The sequence below is a fragment of the Arthrobacter sp. NPDC058127 genome (genome assembly GCF_042884555.1).
In the GTDB taxonomy this organism is placed as follows: Bacteria; Actinomycetota; Actinomycetes; order Actinomycetales; family Micrococcaceae; genus Arthrobacter.
The window spans coordinates 34,865-51,905 of the sequence record NZ_JBHVTT010000012.1 but is presented as its reverse complement, the minus strand read 5'-3'; the positions used below and the strand labels follow the sequence as shown (position 1 = coordinate 51,905).

The 17,041-nt window shown below is 63.7% G+C and carries 17 protein-coding genes; 14 read left to right on the top strand and 3 right to left on the bottom strand.

Annotated features, from left to right (window positions below; translation table 11 throughout):
* Positions 1-176: 176 nt before the first annotated feature.
* The 7 genes from ACFVTG_RS15970 (at position 177) to ACFVTG_RS15940 (ending at position 7,304) form a co-directional block, all read left to right on the top strand.
* The gene (locus ACFVTG_RS15970; RefSeq protein WP_390281891.1) at positions 177-1,646 is read left to right on the top strand and encodes a fumarylacetoacetate hydrolase family protein; all 1,470 of its coding nucleotides are present in this window, start codon (positions 177-179) and stop codon (positions 1,644-1,646) included.
* Positions 1,639-2,313 (top strand): GntR family transcriptional regulator, encoded by a 675-nt coding sequence (locus ACFVTG_RS15965; RefSeq protein ID WP_284754785.1) that lies wholly within the window; start codon positions 1,639-1,641, stop codon positions 2,311-2,313. The genes ACFVTG_RS15970 and ACFVTG_RS15965 overlap by 8 nt, the downstream gene beginning before the upstream one ends.
* 55 nt (positions 2,314-2,368) lie before the next feature.
* Entirely contained in the window at positions 2,369-3,895 is a 1,527-nt protein-coding gene (hpaE, locus tag ACFVTG_RS15960; protein WP_284754786.1) for a 5-carboxymethyl-2-hydroxymuconate semialdehyde dehydrogenase, read from the top strand.
* A gap of 36 nt (positions 3,896-3,931) precedes the next feature.
* Positions 3,932-5,020 (top strand): 3,4-dihydroxyphenylacetate 2,3-dioxygenase, encoded by a 1,089-nt coding sequence (gene hpaD, locus ACFVTG_RS15955; protein ID WP_390281889.1) that lies wholly within the window; start codon positions 3,932-3,934, stop codon positions 5,018-5,020.
* Between the two features lie 53 nt (positions 5,021-5,073).
* Positions 5,074-5,859 (top strand): 2-oxo-hept-4-ene-1,7-dioate hydratase, encoded by a 786-nt coding sequence (hpaH, locus tag ACFVTG_RS15950; RefSeq protein WP_390281888.1) that lies wholly within the window; start codon positions 5,074-5,076, stop codon positions 5,857-5,859.
* Positions 5,844-6,680, top strand: coding sequence for an HpcH/HpaI aldolase/citrate lyase family protein (locus ACFVTG_RS15945; protein WP_390281887.1), 837 nt, complete (start codon positions 5,844-5,846; stop codon positions 6,678-6,680). Before hpaH ends, ACFVTG_RS15945 begins: the two co-directional genes overlap by 16 nt.
* Before the next feature lie 189 nt (positions 6,681-6,869).
* A complete protein-coding gene (locus ACFVTG_RS15940) occupies positions 6,870-7,304 on the top strand; it encodes a hypothetical protein (protein ID WP_390281886.1) in 435 nt (144 codons plus the stop codon).
* A 1-nt stretch (position 7,305) separates the two neighbouring features.
* Here the strand turns inward: ACFVTG_RS15940 and ACFVTG_RS15935 are convergent, their stop codons facing one another.
* Positions 7,306-7,836, bottom strand: coding sequence for a hypothetical protein (locus ACFVTG_RS15935; protein ID WP_390281885.1), 531 nt, complete (start codon positions 7,834-7,836; stop codon positions 7,306-7,308).
* Positions 7,837-8,129: 293 nt separating this feature from the next.
* Here ACFVTG_RS15935 and ACFVTG_RS15930 point away from each other — a divergent pair, with 293 nt between their 5' ends.
* Both ACFVTG_RS15930 and ACFVTG_RS15925 read left to right on the top strand, forming a co-directional pair.
* Complete coding sequence (locus tag ACFVTG_RS15930) at positions 8,130-9,338, top strand: aspartate transaminase (RefSeq protein WP_390281884.1); 1,209 nt, start codon at positions 8,130-8,132, stop codon at positions 9,336-9,338.
* Between the two features lie 45 nt (positions 9,339-9,383).
* The gene (locus tag ACFVTG_RS15925) at positions 9,384-10,058 is read left to right on the top strand and encodes a 4-carboxy-4-hydroxy-2-oxoadipate aldolase/oxaloacetate decarboxylase (RefSeq protein ID WP_059388748.1); all 675 of its coding nucleotides are present in this window, start codon (positions 9,384-9,386) and stop codon (positions 10,056-10,058) included.
* A gap of 144 nt (positions 10,059-10,202) precedes the next feature.
* Here the strand turns inward: ACFVTG_RS15925 and ACFVTG_RS15920 are convergent, their stop codons facing one another.
* Positions 10,203-10,424, bottom strand: a complete 222-nt coding sequence (locus ACFVTG_RS15920) for a hypothetical protein (RefSeq protein ID WP_284754794.1) — start codon at positions 10,422-10,424, stop codon at positions 10,203-10,205.
* A gap of 134 nt (positions 10,425-10,558) precedes the next feature.
* The gene (locus ACFVTG_RS15915) at positions 10,559-11,491 is read right to left on the bottom strand and encodes a LysR substrate-binding domain-containing protein (protein WP_284754795.1); all 933 of its coding nucleotides are present in this window, start codon (positions 11,489-11,491) and stop codon (positions 10,559-10,561) included.
* A 605-nt stretch (positions 11,492-12,096) separates the two neighbouring features.
* Here ACFVTG_RS15915 and ACFVTG_RS15910 point away from each other — a divergent pair.
* The 5 genes from ACFVTG_RS15910 to ACFVTG_RS15890 are packed head-to-tail and all read left to right on the top strand — an operon-like array spanning position 12,097 to position 16,824.
* Positions 12,097-12,885 carry a LamB/YcsF family protein gene (locus ACFVTG_RS15910; RefSeq protein ID WP_390281881.1) on the top strand — a complete coding sequence of 263 codons (789 nt, stop codon included), beginning with the start codon at positions 12,097-12,099 and terminating at the stop codon, positions 12,883-12,885.
* A gap of 1 nt (position 12,886) precedes the next feature.
* Positions 12,887-13,609, top strand: coding sequence for an allophanate hydrolase subunit 1 (locus tag ACFVTG_RS15905; protein WP_390281879.1), 723 nt, complete (start codon positions 12,887-12,889; stop codon positions 13,607-13,609).
* A complete protein-coding gene (locus ACFVTG_RS15900) occupies positions 13,606-14,619 on the top strand; it encodes an allophanate hydrolase (RefSeq protein WP_284754800.1) in 1,014 nt (337 codons plus the stop codon). The genes ACFVTG_RS15905 and ACFVTG_RS15900 overlap by 4 nt, the downstream gene beginning before the upstream one ends.
* 57 nt (positions 14,620-14,676) lie before the next feature.
* Positions 14,677-16,017: an MFS transporter gene (locus ACFVTG_RS15895; protein ID WP_390281877.1), complete on the top strand. Its 1,341-nt coding sequence runs from the start codon at positions 14,677-14,679 to the stop codon at positions 16,015-16,017.
* A gap of 57 nt (positions 16,018-16,074) precedes the next feature.
* Positions 16,075-16,824, top strand: a complete 750-nt coding sequence (locus tag ACFVTG_RS15890) for an SDR family oxidoreductase (protein ID WP_078107213.1) — start codon at positions 16,075-16,077, stop codon at positions 16,822-16,824.
* Positions 16,825-17,041: the final 217 nt, after the last annotated feature.

The window sequence follows — 17,041 nt, the reverse complement described above, 5'->3', positions numbered from 1 at the left end:
GTTCAATTATAGAACTGTGAATTCTCTATTTGAACCATGAATTGGATTCCAACTGTACGGCAGGCGTGACGTGGGCTACAAGCCTTCACGATCTGCCCGAAAGTCAGGGGTTGACGTTCCGAAACTCCCGGGTCATAGTTATCGTATACGATTTCGTACTCGATGAGGAGTAAATCTTGGAACAGGTCACCGACCACATCCTGGCCGCGGCCCGCAAGGTCATCGCGGTGCATATCAACTACCCCAGCCGAGCGGCGCAGCGCGGTCGCACGCCGGAGCAGCCTTCGTACTTCCTGAAGCCATCGTCGTCCCTGGCCCTCGGCTCGGCAGAAGCGCCTTCAGCGGTGGAACGTCCGGCCGGCTGTGAACTCCTCGGGTACGAGGGCGAGATCGCGCTGGTCATCGGCAAGCCCGCCCGCCGCGTGGGCCTGGAGGACGCCTGGGACCACGTCGGGTGGGTCACGGCCAGCAACGACCTCGGCGTCTATGACCTCCGCTACGCCGACAAGGGCTCCAACCTCCGGTCCAAGGGCGGCGACGGCTTCACCCCGGTGGGCCCCGCGCTCATCCCGGCGGCCGACGTCGACCCCTCCCAATTGCGGGTCCGCACCTGGCACAACGGCGAACTCGTCCAGGACGACACCACCGAAGACCTGCTGTTCCCCTTCGCGCGCCTCGTCGCCGATCTGTCCCAGCTCCTCACCCTCGAAACCGGGGACATCATCCTGACCGGCACCCCGGCCGGCGCTTCCGTCGCCCAACCCGGCGACGTCGTCGAGGTTGAGGTCACCGCCGGCGACTTCAGCAGCGGTCGCTTGGCCACCACAGTGACGGAGGGTACGACGGCGTTCGCGGACTTCGGCGCCCGGCCCAAGTCCGATGACACGCAGCGGGAGGAAGCGTACGGTTCGCGGGAAGCAGCGGGGCTTCCCGCCGTCGTGCCTGTCCTGACCCCCGAGCTGAAGAAGAAGCTCGAAAGCGTGGCGACCGCGACGTTGTCCAGCCAGTTGCGCAAGCGCGGGCTGAACAACGTGAGCATCGACGGCCTGCAGGCCACCCGCCCGGACCGCCGCGTCGTCGGGCTCGCCCGGACGCTGCGCTATGTCCCCAACCGTGAGGACCTCTTCAAGACCCACGGCGGAGGGTTCAACGCCCAAAAACGGGCGATCGACTCCGTGAACGAAGGCGAGATCCTGGTCATGGAGGCCCGGGGAGAAAAGGGCACAGGGACCGTGGGAGACATCCTGGCGCTGCGTGCCCAGATGCGCGGTGCCGCGGCGATCATCACCGACGGCGGCGTGCGCGACTTTTCCGCCGTGGCAGGACTGGACATGCCCACCTACTTCGCCAACCCGCACCCCGCCGTGCTGGGCCGGCGCCACATCCCGTGGGACACGGACATCACCATCGCCTGCGGCGGGGCCACGGTCCAGCCCGGGGATATCATCGTGGCCGACTCTGACGGGATCCTGGTGATCCCGCCGGCCATCGCCGGGGAGCTGGTGGATGAGTGCATCGAGCAGGAGAAGGAAGAGGCCTTCATCTTCGAGATGGTCAAGCAGGGCAACAGCGTGGATGGTTTGTACCCGATGAACGCCCAGTGGCGTGCCCGTTACCAGGAGTGGGAAGGAGCCCAAGGTGACTGAAACCGCCGTCGGGAGCAAGTCCGAGCAGGCCTATGCCGCCGTGAAGGCGCGCATCGTGGAGGGCACCTACACGCCGGGATACCGGCTGGTGCTGGCCAAGATCGCCGAGGACCTCGGCGTGAGCGTGGTTCCGGTCCGGGAGGCGATCCGCCGCCTGGAGGCCGAGGGGCTCGTGAAGTTCGAGCGCAACGTCGGCGCCACGGTCTCCGGGATCGACCCGACGGAGTACCTGTACACGATGCAGACCCTGAGCATCATCGAGGGAGCGGCCACGGCATTGTCGGCCCCCTTGATCGACTCCGTGGCCATCGCCCGGGCCCGTGCGGTCAATGCCGAGATGCGCGACTGCCTGGAGCATTTCGATCCGGTCCGCTTCACGGCGTTGAACCAGGATTTCCATAGCGTGCTCTTTGAACACTGCCCCAATCCGCACATCCTTGACCTCGTGCACCGGGGTTGGAACCGGCTGGCCTCGATCAGGGCATCGACGTTCCGCTTCGTCCCCGGCCGCGCGCAGGAATCCGTCAAAGAACACGAGGCGCTGCTTCAGCTCATCGAAAGCAATGCCGACGCCGACACCATCGAACAAGCAGCCCGCCGCCACCGCAGCGCCACCCTGGACGCGTACCTCGCACAGACCAACGCGGGGTCACTTAGCGCCCATTAGAGGGCCCAACATGGGCCGTAAGTGACCCCGCGTTGCACTAGTAAAGGAAGAAACAATGACGTTCACTGCACCAGAAACCACCACCCATTACGTCCCGAAGGACCTTCCCACCCACATCCAGCACTTCATCAATGGAGAGTTCGTTGACTCGGTCGGCGGGAAGACCTTCGACGTCCTGGACCCGGTATCCAACACCAACTACGCCACCGCCGCGGCCGGGCAGAAGGAAGACATCGACCTCGCCGTCGCCGCGGCCCGCGAAGCCTTCGTGAACGGTCCGTGGCCGAAGATGAAGCCGCGCGAACGCGCCCGCGTCCTGAACAGGATCGCCGACGCCGTCGAAGCCCAGGAAGAACGCCTCGCCGAACTCGAAACCTTTGACACCGGCCTGCCGATCACCCAGGCCAAGGGCCAGGCCCTGCGTGCGGCGGAGAACTTCCGCTTCTTCGCGGACCTGATCGTGGCCCAGTTCGACGACGCCATGAAGGTCCCGGGCTCACAGATCAACTACGTCAACCGCAAGCCGATCGGCGTCGCGGGCCTGATCACGCCGTGGAACACCCCGTTCATGCTTGAGTCCTGGAAGCTCGCCCCGGCACTGGCCACCGGCAACACCGTGGTCCTCAAGCCGGCCGAGTTCACCCCGCTCTCGGCCTCGCTTTGGGCGCAGATCTTCAAGGACGCCGGACTGCCCGACGGCGTGTTCAACCTCGTCAACGGCCTCGGCGAAGAAGCCGGCGACGCGTTGGTCAAGCACCCGGATGTACCGCTGATCTCCTTCACCGGGGAGACGACTACGGGCCAGACGATCTTCCGCAACGCCGCGGCCAACCTCAAGGGCCTGTCCATGGAGCTGGGCGGCAAGTCCCCGTGCGTCGTGTTCGCCGACGCCGACCTCGACGCCGCGATCGATTCGGCACTGTTCGGGGTCTTCTCCCTCAACGGGGAACGCTGCACCGCCGGCTCCCGGATCCTCGTCGAACGCGCCATCTATGACGAGTTCTGCGAAAAGTACGCAGCCCGCGCGAAGAACATCGTCGTCGGCGACCCGCACGACCCCAAGACCCAAGTCGGCGCCCTCGTCCACCCCGAGCACTACGCCAAGGTGGCCTCGTACGTGGAGATCGGCAAGTCCGAAGGCCGGCTCCTGGCCGGCGGGGGACGCCCGGAAAACTTGCCTGCAGGGCTCAACAACAGCAACTACATCGCCCCCACGGTGTTCGCCGACGTCGCGTCCGACGCTCGGATCTTCCAAGAAGAGATCTTCGGTCCGGTCGTCGCGATCACCCCGTTCGAGAACGACGACGAAGCGCTCGCCCTCGCGAACAACACCAAATACGGCCTGGCGGCCTACATCTGGACCCAGAACCTGACCCGCGCCCACAACTTCGCGCAAAACGTCGAGGCCGGCATGGTGTGGCTCAACAGCCACAACGTCCGGGACCTGCGCACCCCGTTCGGTGGTGTGAAGGCCTCGGGCCTGGGCCACGAAGGCGGCTACCGCTCGATCGATTTCTACACCGACCAACAGGCCGTGCACATCACCCTCGGCACCGTACACACCCCCAAATTCGGCGCCTAAGAGCGCTTCCACCCCTTTCAAAGGAGAGAGAACCCCATGACCAACTTCGTCCCCACCCCCACCGTCCCGGCGCCGGATATCGTCCGCTGCGCCTACCTCGAACTCGTGGTCACGGACCTCGCCAAGTCCCGCGAGTTCTACGTGGACCTCCTCGGCCTGCACGTCACCGAGGAAGACGAGAACGCCATCTACCTGCGCTCCTTCGAGGAGTTCATCCACCACAACCTGGTCCTGCGCAAGGGACCGGTCGCCGCCGCGGCAGCGTTCGCGTACCGGGTGAAGTCGCCGGCCGAGGTGGACGCCGCCGAGGCCTACTACCGGGAGCTCGGCTGCCGGGTTGAGCGCCGCAAGGACGGCTTCACCAAGGGCGTCGGAGACTCGGTCCGCGTCTCCGACCCGCTGGGCTTCCCGTACGAGTTCTTCTACGAGGTGGAGCACGTCGAACGCCTCACCCAGCGCTACGACCTGTACTCCGCCGGTGAACTGGTGCGCCTGGACCACTTCAACCAGGTCACCCCCGACGTTCCCCGGGGACGGAAATACCTTGAGGACCTTGGCTTCCGTGTCTCCGAGGACATCAAGGATTCCGACGGCGTCACGTACGCCGCGTGGATGCACCGCAAGCAGACCGTGCACGACACCGCCCTGACCGGCGGCAACGGCCCCCGCCTGCACCACATCGCGTTCTCCACGCACGAGAAGCACAACATCATCCAGATCTGCGACAAGATGGGCGCCCTGCGCATCAGCGACCGGATCGAACGCGGCCCCGGCCGGCACGGCGTGTCCAACGCGTTCTACCTCTACATCCTGGACCCGGACGGGCACCGCATCGAGATCTACACCCAGGACTACTACACCGGTGACCCGGACAACCCCACCGTCACCTGGGACGTCCACGACAACCAGCGCCGAGACTGGTGGGGCAACCCCGTCGTCCCCTCCTGGTACACCGAGGCCTCCCTCGTCCTGGACCTGGACGGCAACCCCCAGCCGGTCATCATCCGCGAGGAGAAGAGCGAAATGGCGGTCACCGTGGGTGCCGACGGCTTCTCGTACACGCGCCAGCCCGAGGACGGCCCCGCAGGGGAAAAGAAGGGCTTCAAGGTCGGTTCGCAGCTCTAGGCCCGCAGCCCTCAACGTATGCTGACCGCAGGATGGCCGAACGGAGTGTGGAGATGCTTGACCCGAAGACGATAGAAACCATTGCCGACGAACTAGTAGAAGCAGGCCGGAGCCGGACCCCGGTTCCGCGCCTGACCGCCCGCTACCCGGAGATGACGGTGGAGGATTCCTACGCCGTGCAGCAGTTGTGGCGTAGCCGCAACGAGGAAGCGGGCCGGAAGCTGGTGGGCCGCAAGATCGGCCTCACGTCCAAGGCCATGCAGGACGCCACCGGCATCACCGAACCGGACTATGGCGCGATTTTCGACGACATGGTCCTGGAAACCGGCTGCTCCGTGGCGTGGGACCAGTACACGCACCCGCGCGTTGAGGTGGAGCTCGCCTTCGTCCTCAAGGACGGGCTCAAAGGTCCGGGCTGCACCATCTTCGACGTCCTGAACGCCACCGACTACGTGGTTCCGGCCCTCGAGATCCTGGATTCCAGGATCGAGATGGAGGGCCGGACCATCGTGGACACCATCTCGGACAACGCCGCCATGGGTGCCATGGTGGTGGGCGGGCGCCCGGTCCGGCCGGACGCCGTGGACCTGCGCTGGGTATCGGCGATCCTGTACAAGAACCAGACCGTCGAGGAAACCGGCGTCGCCGCCGGCGTCCTGGACCACCCCGCCAACGGGGTGCACTGGCTCGCCAACAAGATCGCCCCGCACGGCGACGGGCTGAAGGCCGGGGAGATCATCCTCGCCGGCTCCTTCACCCGACCGCTGTGGGTGTACAAGGGCGACACCGTCCACGCCGACTATGGACCCTTGGGAGTTGTCACATGCCGGTTCGAGTAGAACCAGACCGCACGTTCCGCCAAGCCCTGGCCGCCGCGGACCGGCCCCTCGCCGGGATGTGGGTATGTTCCGGCAGCCCGCTCATCGCCGAACTGTGCGCCGGGGCCGGGCTGGACTGGCTCCTGATCGACGCCGAACACAGCCCCAACGGCCTCGAATCCATCCTCGCGCAGCTCCAGGCAGTGCGAAGCTACCCGGTCCAGACTGTGGTCCGCCCTCCGGTCAACGACACCGTGCTCCTCAAGCAATACCTGGACCTGGGTGCGCAGGACCTGCTCATACCCATGGTCAACTCCGCCGCGGAGGCCAAGGCCGCCGTCGCGGCCGTGCGCTACCCGCCGCACGGAGTCCGGGGCGTCGGCTCGGCCCTGGCCCGCGCTTCGCGTTGGAACCGGATCCCGGATTACCTCGCCCGGGCCGCCGAGACCGTCAGCGTCACGGTCCAGATCGAAACCGAGGCCGCCGTCGCCGCCGTGGAGGAGATCCTCGCGGTCGACGGCGTCGATGCCATCTTCCTCGGGCCCTCCGACCTTGCCGCGTCCATGGGCCTCCTCGGCGAACAGGAACACCCCAAGGTGCGTGCCGCCGTCGAGCACTGCCTCACCGCCGCGAAAACCGCAGGCAAACCGGCCGGCGTCAACGCCTTCAACGAAGCCACGGCCCGGGCCTATATGGACGCCGGGGCCTCGTTCCTGCTGGTCGGTGCCGACGTCGCGCTCCTCGCGCGCGGCACCGAAGCCCTCGCGGACAAGTTCATCCCGGCAACCCCCGACGGCGGAGCGCCCCTCGACGGGTCAGGCGGAGCGCCGCCGAGCTACTGAACATTTCTCACGCGACTCGCGGGTCCGATGCTGCGCCGCAGGTCTCATTAACTCCCGAGCCGCGCGAGATGATGCGGGTAAGTAGTCGCCACTCTTCCGGAGGTTCTTGCTCGGAGCTACATTGGATATCCCGAGGCCGCTCGGGGGCGGTCGAGGAGGGGGTCGACCGCAATTTCAATGGAGTATGCCGTGGTCCCGCAACCAGATCTCAATCCTCAACAAACTGCAGCCACTACCGAACCGCCAGCTACAAGGCGTTCAGGCCCGGTGGAGTACGATCTTCGGGCGGTTTACGTCCCGCAGTCCGGGCTGTTTCTGGATGATGAGGGGCGCGAATTCTTCGTAACTGCCGTGGAATTCTGGGAGCACGCGACGGTGGTCAGTCTGTGCTGGAAACGCAGGCCTATGGCAGGACAGGGAAGTCCGCCCCTGGTTGCCACTGACGAGCACGACCGTGTCCTGGGAGTGAAGCGCATCTGGAACGTTGGTGCCCGGTCGATCCAGCATTTTGAACCGATTTCAACGTCAGCCCGCGCATTGACGGTGCTCATCGCCAGGAAAACAGGAACACAGGAACTGTTTAGCTGCAGGACGCCTCCGGCAAAGAAAGAGGCAACGAAGTGAGCTAGGCGGAGCGCGCGATGCCCCGTGTTGACCTGCGGATATGGTCGGGTGTGAGGCCGGTCAGCGAGGCAAGTTCAAGGTCATCGCAGGCTTGGGTGCGGAGCGCCGTGACAATCAACGCCTCCCGCTGATTAACGATCTGGTCGCGGTGCCTTTCGGCTGCCTTGAGTTGCTCGCTTTTCGCCCTCAAGGCATCCACGTGTGCGCCTCGCGGAAGCCCACTCGGGTGGAGGTCGTCATAAGCCAAAGCAATGGTTCGGACAGCCCGAATGTTCTCCCCGGTCACCGCGGAAATTGTGGCCAGGGTGAGCCCGTCTTCAAGGGCCTGGGCGATCATCTCGTTGCGGGCAGCGGTCAATGTGCGGATGGCGCTCGTCGCATGGGACAGGAGTTGCCTGTGCGCCGCGAGGGCGTGCGTGAGCTTGCTGCGCTCCCCTTTGGCCACGGTTTGGGGCCGCGCTGGCGCCTTGGCCCGGTAGGTGTACCTGCCTGTGGTTGACGGACCCCGAAGGGACCCGGATTGGGCTGGCATTGGATCCCTTTCGGACTCTTCGCGAACTTCTGATCTATGAAATCTAGGCGGCGTTCGCAGAGCTGCGGAAATACCAATACCGAGTGAACCCATAAGGAAAGTGCATAGAAGATTCCCATATAGGGATGAAATTTCCCTAATTGACCACGGAGCCCCCATATGGATCAGGCGGTCATAAGGGTCTCTTATTGATCCACGCACAATAGGTCTTATCCACGGCGCCCGGCAGTGCCTAGTCTCGAAATTGGGGATTCGACACCCGAATCCTGAGTTTCACGATTCTGGAGAAGACAATGTCCGAGTACCTGCCGGCGTCGAGGGTCACACGCATCAAGTCCTCAGCGAGCGTTGCGGCCGCCGCCCGCGTCCGTGAACTACGAGCCGAAGGCATCCCGATCATCGACCTGACCGTCGGCGAGCCGGACTTCGACACACCTGACCACATCAAGGTGGCAGCTATCGAAGCGATCAACGCAGGCGAGACCAAATACACCTCCGTGACTGGAACGCCCGAGCTGCAGACCGCTATCCTCCGCCGGATCGAAGGCCACACCGGCGTGCACTACGAAGCGAACCAACTGACCATCGGCGGCGGTGCCAAGCAAGTCCTATACGTGGCGCTCATGGCATCGCTCAACGAGGGAGACGAGGTCATCGTCCCGGCACCGTACTGGGTGTCCTACCCGGACATGGTCCTCGCCAACGACGGTACGCCCGTGATCGTCGCTTGCGGCGAAGACACCGGCTTCAAGCTCACGCCGGCCGCTCTCCGCGAAGCCATCACGCGCAAGACCAAGTGGCTCATCCTCAATGCACCGTCCAACCCCACAGGCGCCGTGTACTCACGCGAAGAACTGCAGGCGCTGGGTGCCGTGCTTGAGGAATTCCCGCACGTCTACATCCTCACCGACGAGATCTACGACGAAATCCACTTCGGGGACGGCCGGGTGACCAGCCTCGTCACTGCCGTTCCTTCCCTGCGTGGCCGCATCCTGCTGGTCAACGGAGTCTCCAAGGCCTATGCAATGACCGGTTGGCGGCTTGGCTACGGCGTGGGTCCGGCGCCTTTGATCGCGGCGATGAACAAGCTGCAGTCGCAGACGTCCTCATGCCCGTCGTCGGTCAGCCAGGCAGCCGCGGCAGCTGCGCTGAACGGCGACCAGTCGTTCGTCCGGGACAGCGTGGAGGTGTACCGCAAACGCCGGGACGTCGCCGTCGAAGGGCTCAACGCCATTGACGGACTGTCCGTCGCGCCGGCCGAGGGTGCCTTTTACGCCTACGTGAACTGCAGCGGGGTCATCGGCAAGACCGCGCCCGACGGCACTGTCATCGAGAACGACCAGGATTTCACGCTGTACCTCCTCAACGCGGCCGCGGTCGCTGTCATCCAGGGTTCCGCCTACGGTCTTGGCCCCTACTTCCGGATCTCCTTCGCCACATCGCTGGAGACCATCAACGCCGGCGTGGACTCGATCCGCAAGGCAGTTAGCGCCCTCAACTAAGCCCTACGGGCACTCCAGAAGCCAGCCAAGAGAAAGATTCAGGAAATGATCCACGTAAAGACCAAATTCCAGAGGCCGGACGCCGACGTCGTCAGTCGCCTCGCGGCGTTTTCCTCCGCGACCATCCACGAGGCCCAGGGCCGCAGGGGCGCCCTGAGCTCCAAAATCAAGCCGATCGACCGCTCCATGTCGTTCTGTGGCCCCGCCGTGACAGTGGCCTGCGCCCCGCAGGACAACCTCATGCTTCAGGTCGCCATCCACTACGCCCAGGCCGGCGATGTGGTCTTGGTCGGTGCCCAGGAATTTTCCGACGCCGGCACCTTCGGCGACGTCTTGGGCAATGCGATGAAGGCCAAAGGCATTGCGGCCATGGTGACGGATTCCGGCGTGCGGGACACCCAGGACCTCATCGAACTGGGCCTCCCGGTGTTCTCGGGCAGCGTCTGCATCAAGGGCACGGTCAAGGAAACCCTTGGGCCGATCAACCACCCACTCGTCTTCGGCGATGAAATCATCTACCCGGGAGACATCCTCCGCGGTGACGCTGACGGCGTCGTGGTCGTCCGCCGCGAGGAAGCTGAGGAGGTCATCGCGCTCTCCCAGGCCCGGGACGACGCCGAACGCGAGCTCATCAAGGCCTACCACGCCGGAGGCACCACCATCGAGTTGTGCGGACTGACGGAAAAGCTGAAGGCCAAGGGACTCCTGGTCGAAGACTGATTGTCTCGCCGGGGCCGGTCACCGAATACGGTGGCCGGCCTTTTGCGCGCCCTTAGAGGCTTTTGCGCGCGCGTTTCCGGGCACGAATAAGGCGCCTTGCCGGGGGCAAGGCGCCTTCGTGGTGCAGTGGGTTTGAGGGCAGAGTCAGTCCAGTCCGAGGCGTCCAGGCCGGGCGTCGACCAGGTACCACTCGATGCTGTGTCCGGCGTGGGCGGGCATGAGGCTTCCTTCGAAGACGAAGAGAGGTTCGCCCAGGCCGCCCAAAGGACGCCAGAAACCATTCCTTGGGCAGTGGAATCCGGTCCGTGCACTGATCGTTCCGACGGTTGGATTCGAAACCCACCGGGTCTGGCTGATCTTTTTCACCGCTGTTCCTTTGATTGGGATCACGGAATCCGCGAGCCGCTTTCGAATTACTTGGTAATTCGATAATAGGAAATAAAAACGCCCGTGAATAAGACCAAAGATGTCTGTCCGGATAAGGCAATGTTATGGATGGATCAAGCCTCGGATGGATCGGCCGCGTACTTGCTGATCAACTGTTGCTGCAGCATCTCCTTGACCAGGATGAGCACGGCAGAGGCGGCCTCTGACAGTGGCTCGTGGTCAGGGGTGCACAGGGCAATCTTGCTCTGCAGGGCCGGTTCGACGATCCGCAGGACCTTGAAGTTCTCCTCAGGGAAGAGCGCATCGGCTGCGGATTTGGGAAGGACGGTGGCCCCGAGGTTTGCGCGAATGAGCCTGACAAGCGAGGGAACCGATTCCACTTCCCCAACGAGCCGCAGGGGCAACCCTTGCTCGGCCAGGCCCTTCTCGATGATCTGGCGCAGGGTGTGGTTCTTTTCGGGGAGGAATAGTCCCAGGCCGCTGGCCTCTTCGAGGGTGACCGTTGTCCGCCCCTGGGCCACATCGACGTCTTCGTGGGTCACCAGGTGCAGGTCTTCCACAATCATGGTGGTGAACTGCACTCCGCGGATCTTTCCCGGCTCGTAGATCAGGGCCATGTCGAGGCGGCCGTTCTTGATTGCCTCGCTCAGCACGCCGCCGAAGATCTCCGTCAGGTGCACCACAATGTCCGGGTATCGCCGGCCAACCTCGCGGATGATCTGCGGCGTCAGGCTGGAGGCCATGCTGTACGGTGCGATGGCGATGGACACCCTGCCCGACGGCGCGGCCCCGGATGTTGCTACGTCCTGCCGTGCTTGTTCCACGAGCCGCAGGATGGTCTGGGCGTGGCGATAGAGGGTGTGTCCCGCGGCAGTCGGCTCGACTCCTTGCTTGCTGCGGATCAGCAAGCGTTGCTTAAGATCACTTTCCAGCGCGGACACCTGCTGGCTAAGTGCGGGTTGGGCGACGTGGAGCGCTGCGGCGGCCTTCGTGATGCTCCCCGAATCGACGATCTTTACAAAATATGAGAGCTTCCGCGTGTCCATGGGTCTGCCTTCCTCCAAGCCCTCATTGGGGCCTGGATGCCATAAGGAAATTCTATGTAGGGACACACAATCCGTCTTTGTGTGACCTGTCTCTCAGCGACTAATTTGAGATCCACATCCCCATGGTGGCGTTTCCCAACCATTACCGGCAGTTCGTTGACTCCCCATCAACCAATTGTCCTGTTACCCAAATATAGACGCACTTGGCACGCTGCCTCGCAAATCGATCGTCACGTAAAGAGCACCCCATGAGACTTTCGGGCACACTGCCCTCCTGTCGCTGCTGCAGGGCCACCGCGCCCGCTGCCGCTCGGCGTCGTCGACCTTCAACAAGGACGACGACGGCGATCGGCCGCGTGCGGTCCTGCCGGCAGTACGTGTGCCGTAGGTCATAACCGGGAGCTATCCCGTGATAGCGAATAGGTCTTTGTGCCCGAAGTTCGTGGGTGCGAGACTTCTATCACCAAAGAATTACCGGCAGCGCCTCTGATTGAAGAAGTTTAGCTAAACATTTTCAATCGAAAAGGCAACTGAGTTCACCGGATATTCCAGCCATTCGAATGGAATTACCGGACCCCAATGCAGAACCACGGAAAGAGAACCACGTGAACCCGACAATTGATCTTGTAGCGGATCTTGGAGAGGGATTCGGTGCCTACACCATAGGCAGCGACACCGATCTTCTGGAGATCGTCTCAAGCGCCAATATCGCTTGCGGGTTCCACGCGGGCGATCCCGACATCATGGACGCCACCGTTGCTGAATGCGTTCGCCGCGGTGTGGGTATTGGAGCCCATCCGAGCTTCCCTGACTTGCGTGGTTTCGGCCGCAGGGACATGGGCCTGACTGCCAACGAGGTGCGCGCGGATGTCCTGTACCAGCTGGGGGCCCTTAACGGCTTCGCCGCCTTCCACGGAACCAAAGTGACCCACGTTGCGCCGCATGGCCGGCTCGGAAATCTCGTAGCTGTCCGTCCGGACTACGCTGAGGCCGTAGCTGAAGCGGCCGCCCGTGTGGACAACGAACTCATCGTGGTCGCGCAGGAGGGCGAGTTGGCCAAGGCGGCACGTTCCGCCGGCCTGGATGTGGCCATTGTGGGCATCGTTGATCGCGCTTACCAGGAAGACGGCACGCTGGTTCCGCGCAGCCAGCCCGGCGCCGTACTGCACGATTCCTCGGCCATTGTCGAGCGAACCGTCCGTATGGTGTGCGAAGGCAAGATCCGTTGCGCCAATGGCACTGACATCGACATCTCCGTGGACACCGTCCTTCTTCACGGAGACAACCCCGGAGCCGTCGAACTTGCCCGCCTCATTCGTTCGGAGCTCATCTCGGCCGGCGTCCGTATCGCCCCGTTGACCGAAGTCATGGACGCCAAGAGGAAGGCGGCCTGACATGTCCTCTCTGACCGCGGCTCCCACCGAGATCTACGAATCCGGAGACTCCGCATTGCGCGTCGTCGCCCTTGCTGAAGCAAGCGAGGACAACTGGCTCACGGTCCACCGTCTTGCTGACTGGCTGGAGAGCTGTGGCGCCGAGGGCCTTCACGGCGCAGTACCTACCTACGATTCCGTGCTGGTGGAATTCGACCCCGTCCTGGTGTCGGCCCGCCAAGTGCGCGCGTTCGTAAAGCTGGGACTCCTTGAAATGGGCCGGTCCGCCGGCACCGAAGCAACACCTCGTGAATTTGACGTTCCGGTGGTGTACGGAGGCGACTATGGTCCCGACCTGGAGAAGGTAGCCGAGTACCAAGGCATCTCCACCGAGGAAGTCATCCGCTTCCACACCGAAAAGACCTACACCGTCCGCTGCCTGGGTGCTCCTGCCGGTTCGCCCATGATGGACGGTCCCGCGTTCCCCAAGCCCGTGCCGCGCCTCAAGGATCCGCGGCTCAGCGTCCCGGCGGGGGCAGTGGCAGTTGCCGGACGCCAAGCCGTCATCGCTCCCGCGTCCGCGCCGGGTGGTTGGTGCGTCATCGGTCAAACCCCGTTGACCGTCCTGAACATCCGCCGTGAACCACTGGTTCCCTACAAGCCAGGAGACATTCTCCGTTTCCGTCGTATCGAGGCCGGAGAGTTCGATTCATACGTCGGCAAGGAACTGGAACCAAGGCCATGAGTGGGCACATTCTCATCCAGCAACCCGGCAACGCCGTGGTCACAGACCTTGGCCGGTTCCGTGGACCTCGCTTTGGATTGCCCGTCAATGGCGCCTTGGACCAGTATTCGGCCCGGGCCGCCAACATCCTGGCCGGCAACCTGGACAACGATCCCCTGGTGGAGATCACGGCCCTCGACTTCAGGATGAAGGCGCACTCCGACATCCTGATCGCAGTCACGGGGGCTCCGCTGACGCTCACCGTCGGCGGGCGTCCGTGCAGCCAATGGGAACCGGTTTCGGTCCGAGCGGGCGAGACGGTGGCCATCCGGGGAATCAACCGGGGCCTCCGTGCCTACCTGGCCGTCCACGGCTCCGTGGAGGCACCGACGCTGCTGGGTAGTTGTGCTCCGGACACCGTTGTGGGCTTCGGCCTGCAGCTCAAGGAAGGAACCACGCTCCTGACCCGCCGCAGCGTGGGCCCGGTTCGCCAACCGTACTTCGACCTTCCGCTCTTCCGGCTTGGTCTTGAACGGCCGAACATGGGGCAGGAGCTGATGGTCGATGTGACCGATGGTCCGGATGTCGCCGAGTTTGGCGATTCCGCCGAGCTGCTCTTCACGTCGGAATACGCCGTGAGTGGCCGGAGCAACCACATCGGCCTGAGGCTTGGCGGCGAACTTCCGGAAAGAACCTCAAATGGTGAAGTGCTATCACGCGGGGTCCCAGTGGGCGCCGTCGAGGTTCCTTCCCGGGAAGAGTTGCTGGTACTGCATCGGGGACGCGGCGTCACCGCCGGCTATCCCGTCCTCGCAGTGGTCACCAGTAATGGCCTGGACGTCCTTGCCCAAGCCCGCCCGGGCGACAAGGTCCACTTCAGGAAAACAACAGTGGCGGAGGCAACTTCCGCCCACCGGCGCTCGCGGGCGCAGCTTGAGACCCTCCGCGAATCCGTCAACACAGTCTTCGGACTACTTGGCATTGGATGCCGACCCCAGTGGCAGGACCTCCCGGTTGCGGCATGCAGCTAAAAACCTGTCGTCAAAACCAATAGGCGTTGCTACGCTCAACATCAAGAAGGAAATGTCATGACCGCTAACACCAACGCTGCGCAAGTGCAGCATGAACGGCTCACAGGCCGTCAAACGCGCAAGGTTGTCACCGCAGGCTGCGTTGGCATCTTCGTGGAACTTTATGACAACGGCATCTTCGCGTTTATGGCCGGAACACTTGCCTTGGTGTTCCTCGCCCCCGGCAACCCGGACAACGCCTTGTTGTTCGTCTTCGCCGGCTACGCAGTCTCGTTCTTCGTCCGGCCCCTCGGCGCAGTTGTTTGTGGCTATTTGGGCGACCGGATCGGCAGGCAAAAACTACTGGTCTTCGTCATTCTGCTGATCAGCGTGGCCACCGCCGGTATCGGAATCCTGCCCACGTACGCGGCTATCGGCATCGCGGCTCCCATCCTGCTCGTTCTCCTGCGGCTCCTGCAGGGCTTCTCTGTTGGTGGCGAAGCCGCCGGCGCCATGACCTTCCTCGCTGAACACGCCCCCGAGGGCAAGCGCGGCATCATCACCTCCTACGCGCAGATCGCTTCGTTCGCAGCACTGCTCACCGGCACCCTTGTAGCGTTCTCCATGTCTCCGTGGCTCACCCAGTCCGCGATCGACGGCGGTGGCTTCGGCGCCTTCGCATGGCGCATTCCTTTCCTGGTCGCCATTCCCATGGGCGTCATTGGCTGGTACATCCGCAAGGCCATCGCGGACACGCCCAACTTCACGAAGCTCAAGGAAGAGGGCGGCCTCTCCAAGAACCCGCTCAAGGAAGCCTTCCAGTCCGCTGAGCACCGCCGGGCCATGGTTCTGGCCCTCTTCATCCCGCTCATGAACGGCTCCGGCTACTACGTCCTGTTCTCCTACATGCCCACGTTCCTCAAGGGCAAGCAGCTCAACTTCACCATCGGCGAGGCTTTGTTCATCACCGCCTGCAGCCTGGTTGTCATCTGCATCGCCATTCCTTTCATGGGCGCCCTGTCCGACCGCATCGGCCGCAAGAAGGTCATCGCCGGCTCCGCCATCGCCATGACCATCCTGGGCATCCCGTCCTACGCCCTCATCGCAACAGGAAACATGGGCCTGGCTATCCTCGGTGCCTCCATCATGGCCATCGTCTTCGCCGGCCACACGGCCGTCATCCACATCCTGATCGTTGAGTTGTTCCCCACCCGTGTTCGGTATTCCGCCTACGGCCTCGGCTACAACATCTCCTCCGCGCTCTTCGGCGGAACTGCTCCGTTGCTGATGACCTGGCTCATCAGCAGCACCGGCAACATCTACATGCCGGCCTTCTACGCAGTCGTCACGGCGCTCGGCACGCTCGCAGCCGTGAGCACGGTCAAGGACCGGGCACACGAACCCCTGCGCGACGCTTAGGCGCCGCTGACCTCCAGGCACAGTTCGTGCCTTCCATTTCCACTCTTTGGAGAACCGATGTCTTTTTCCGACTACAACACCGCCCTCGTCACCGGAGCGTCAACCGGTATGGGTGCCGCGATCACGGAGCGCCTGGCCAAAAGGGGCCTGACCGTTCATGCCGTGGCCCGCAACGAGGAACGCCTCAGCGAACTGGCCGATCGTACGGGTGCTATCCCGCACGTAGTCGACCTGACCGACACGGCGGCCCTGACCGCCGTCGTGAGCGAGCTGAAGGTCGACGTCCTGGTCAACTGCGCCGGAGTTTCCCGGCCCGGGAACCTCTTGGACTCGTCCGAGCAGGACATCGACGAGCTCATCGACGTCAACCTTCGCGGCCTGCTTCAGCTCACGCGGCTGGTCCTGCCGGGCATGGTGGAGCGCGACCTTGGCCACATCATCAACATCAGCTCGATCGCCGGGGTCTACAACTTCTATGGGCACACGGTGTACCACGCCACGAAGGCAGCCGTGCACCAGATCTCCCGCCAGCTCAGGAACGACACGGTCGGCAAGCGCATCCGCGTGACCGAGATCTGCCCGGGGCGTGTGGAAACCGAGATCTTCGGCCGGAACATGGGCGGCACGCCTGAAGCCATGGAAGAAGCGTGGAAGACGTACTACGAAGGCTACGAGTCGCTGACCACTGACGACATCGTCAACGCCCTCGACTACGCCATCGAAACCCCGCGCCACGTCAATGTGGGCATGCTGGAACTCATGCCGACGTTCCAGGTCCCCGGCGGTCTCACCTTCGACAGGCGCTGACCCCCGCCTCCCTTGAGGCGCCGCGCCCGTCCTGGGCGCCCCAAAGTTCCAGTGACATCACTCCCGTTGCTGGAAATACAAGCTGGCGGCCGCGAATTTCGCGGCCGCCAGCACCCGTTTCCGGGGAAAAAGCCTTTTAGTCGGGCCTGCCTCTTTGGGCGGGCCCGACGCTTAGGAAGGGCCCGACGCTTAGGAAGGGCCCGACGCTTAGGAAGGG

Coding starts and splice junctions, on each gene's coding strand:
- hpaE (WP_284754786.1), top strand. CDS start 2,369: ATGACGTTCACTGCACCAGAAACCACCACCCATTACGTCCCGAAGGAC.
- hpaD (WP_390281889.1), top strand. CDS start 3,932: ATGACCAACTTCGTCCCCACCCCCACCGTCCCGGCGCCGGATATCGTC.
- hpaH (WP_390281888.1), top strand. CDS start 5,074: ATGCTTGACCCGAAGACGATAGAAACCATTGCCGACGAACTAGTAGAA.
- ACFVTG_RS15945 (WP_390281887.1), top strand. CDS start 5,844: ATGCCGGTTCGAGTAGAACCAGACCGCACGTTCCGCCAAGCCCTGGCC.
- ACFVTG_RS15935 (WP_390281885.1), bottom strand. CDS start 7,836: ATGCCAGCCCAATCCGGGTCCCTTCGGGGTCCGTCAACCACAGGCAGG.
- ACFVTG_RS15930 (WP_390281884.1), top strand. CDS start 8,130: ATGTCCGAGTACCTGCCGGCGTCGAGGGTCACACGCATCAAGTCCTCA.
- ACFVTG_RS15925 (WP_059388748.1), top strand. CDS start 9,384: ATGATCCACGTAAAGACCAAATTCCAGAGGCCGGACGCCGACGTCGTC.
- ACFVTG_RS15915 (WP_284754795.1), bottom strand. CDS start 11,491: ATGGACACGCGGAAGCTCTCATATTTTGTAAAGATCGTCGATTCGGGG.
- ACFVTG_RS15905 (WP_390281879.1), top strand. CDS start 12,887: ATGTCCTCTCTGACCGCGGCTCCCACCGAGATCTACGAATCCGGAGAC.
- ACFVTG_RS15900 (WP_284754800.1), top strand. CDS start 13,606: ATGAGTGGGCACATTCTCATCCAGCAACCCGGCAACGCCGTGGTCACA.
- ACFVTG_RS15895 (WP_390281877.1), top strand. CDS start 14,677: ATGACCGCTAACACCAACGCTGCGCAAGTGCAGCATGAACGGCTCACA.
- ACFVTG_RS15890 (WP_078107213.1), top strand. CDS start 16,075: ATGTCTTTTTCCGACTACAACACCGCCCTCGTCACCGGAGCGTCAACC.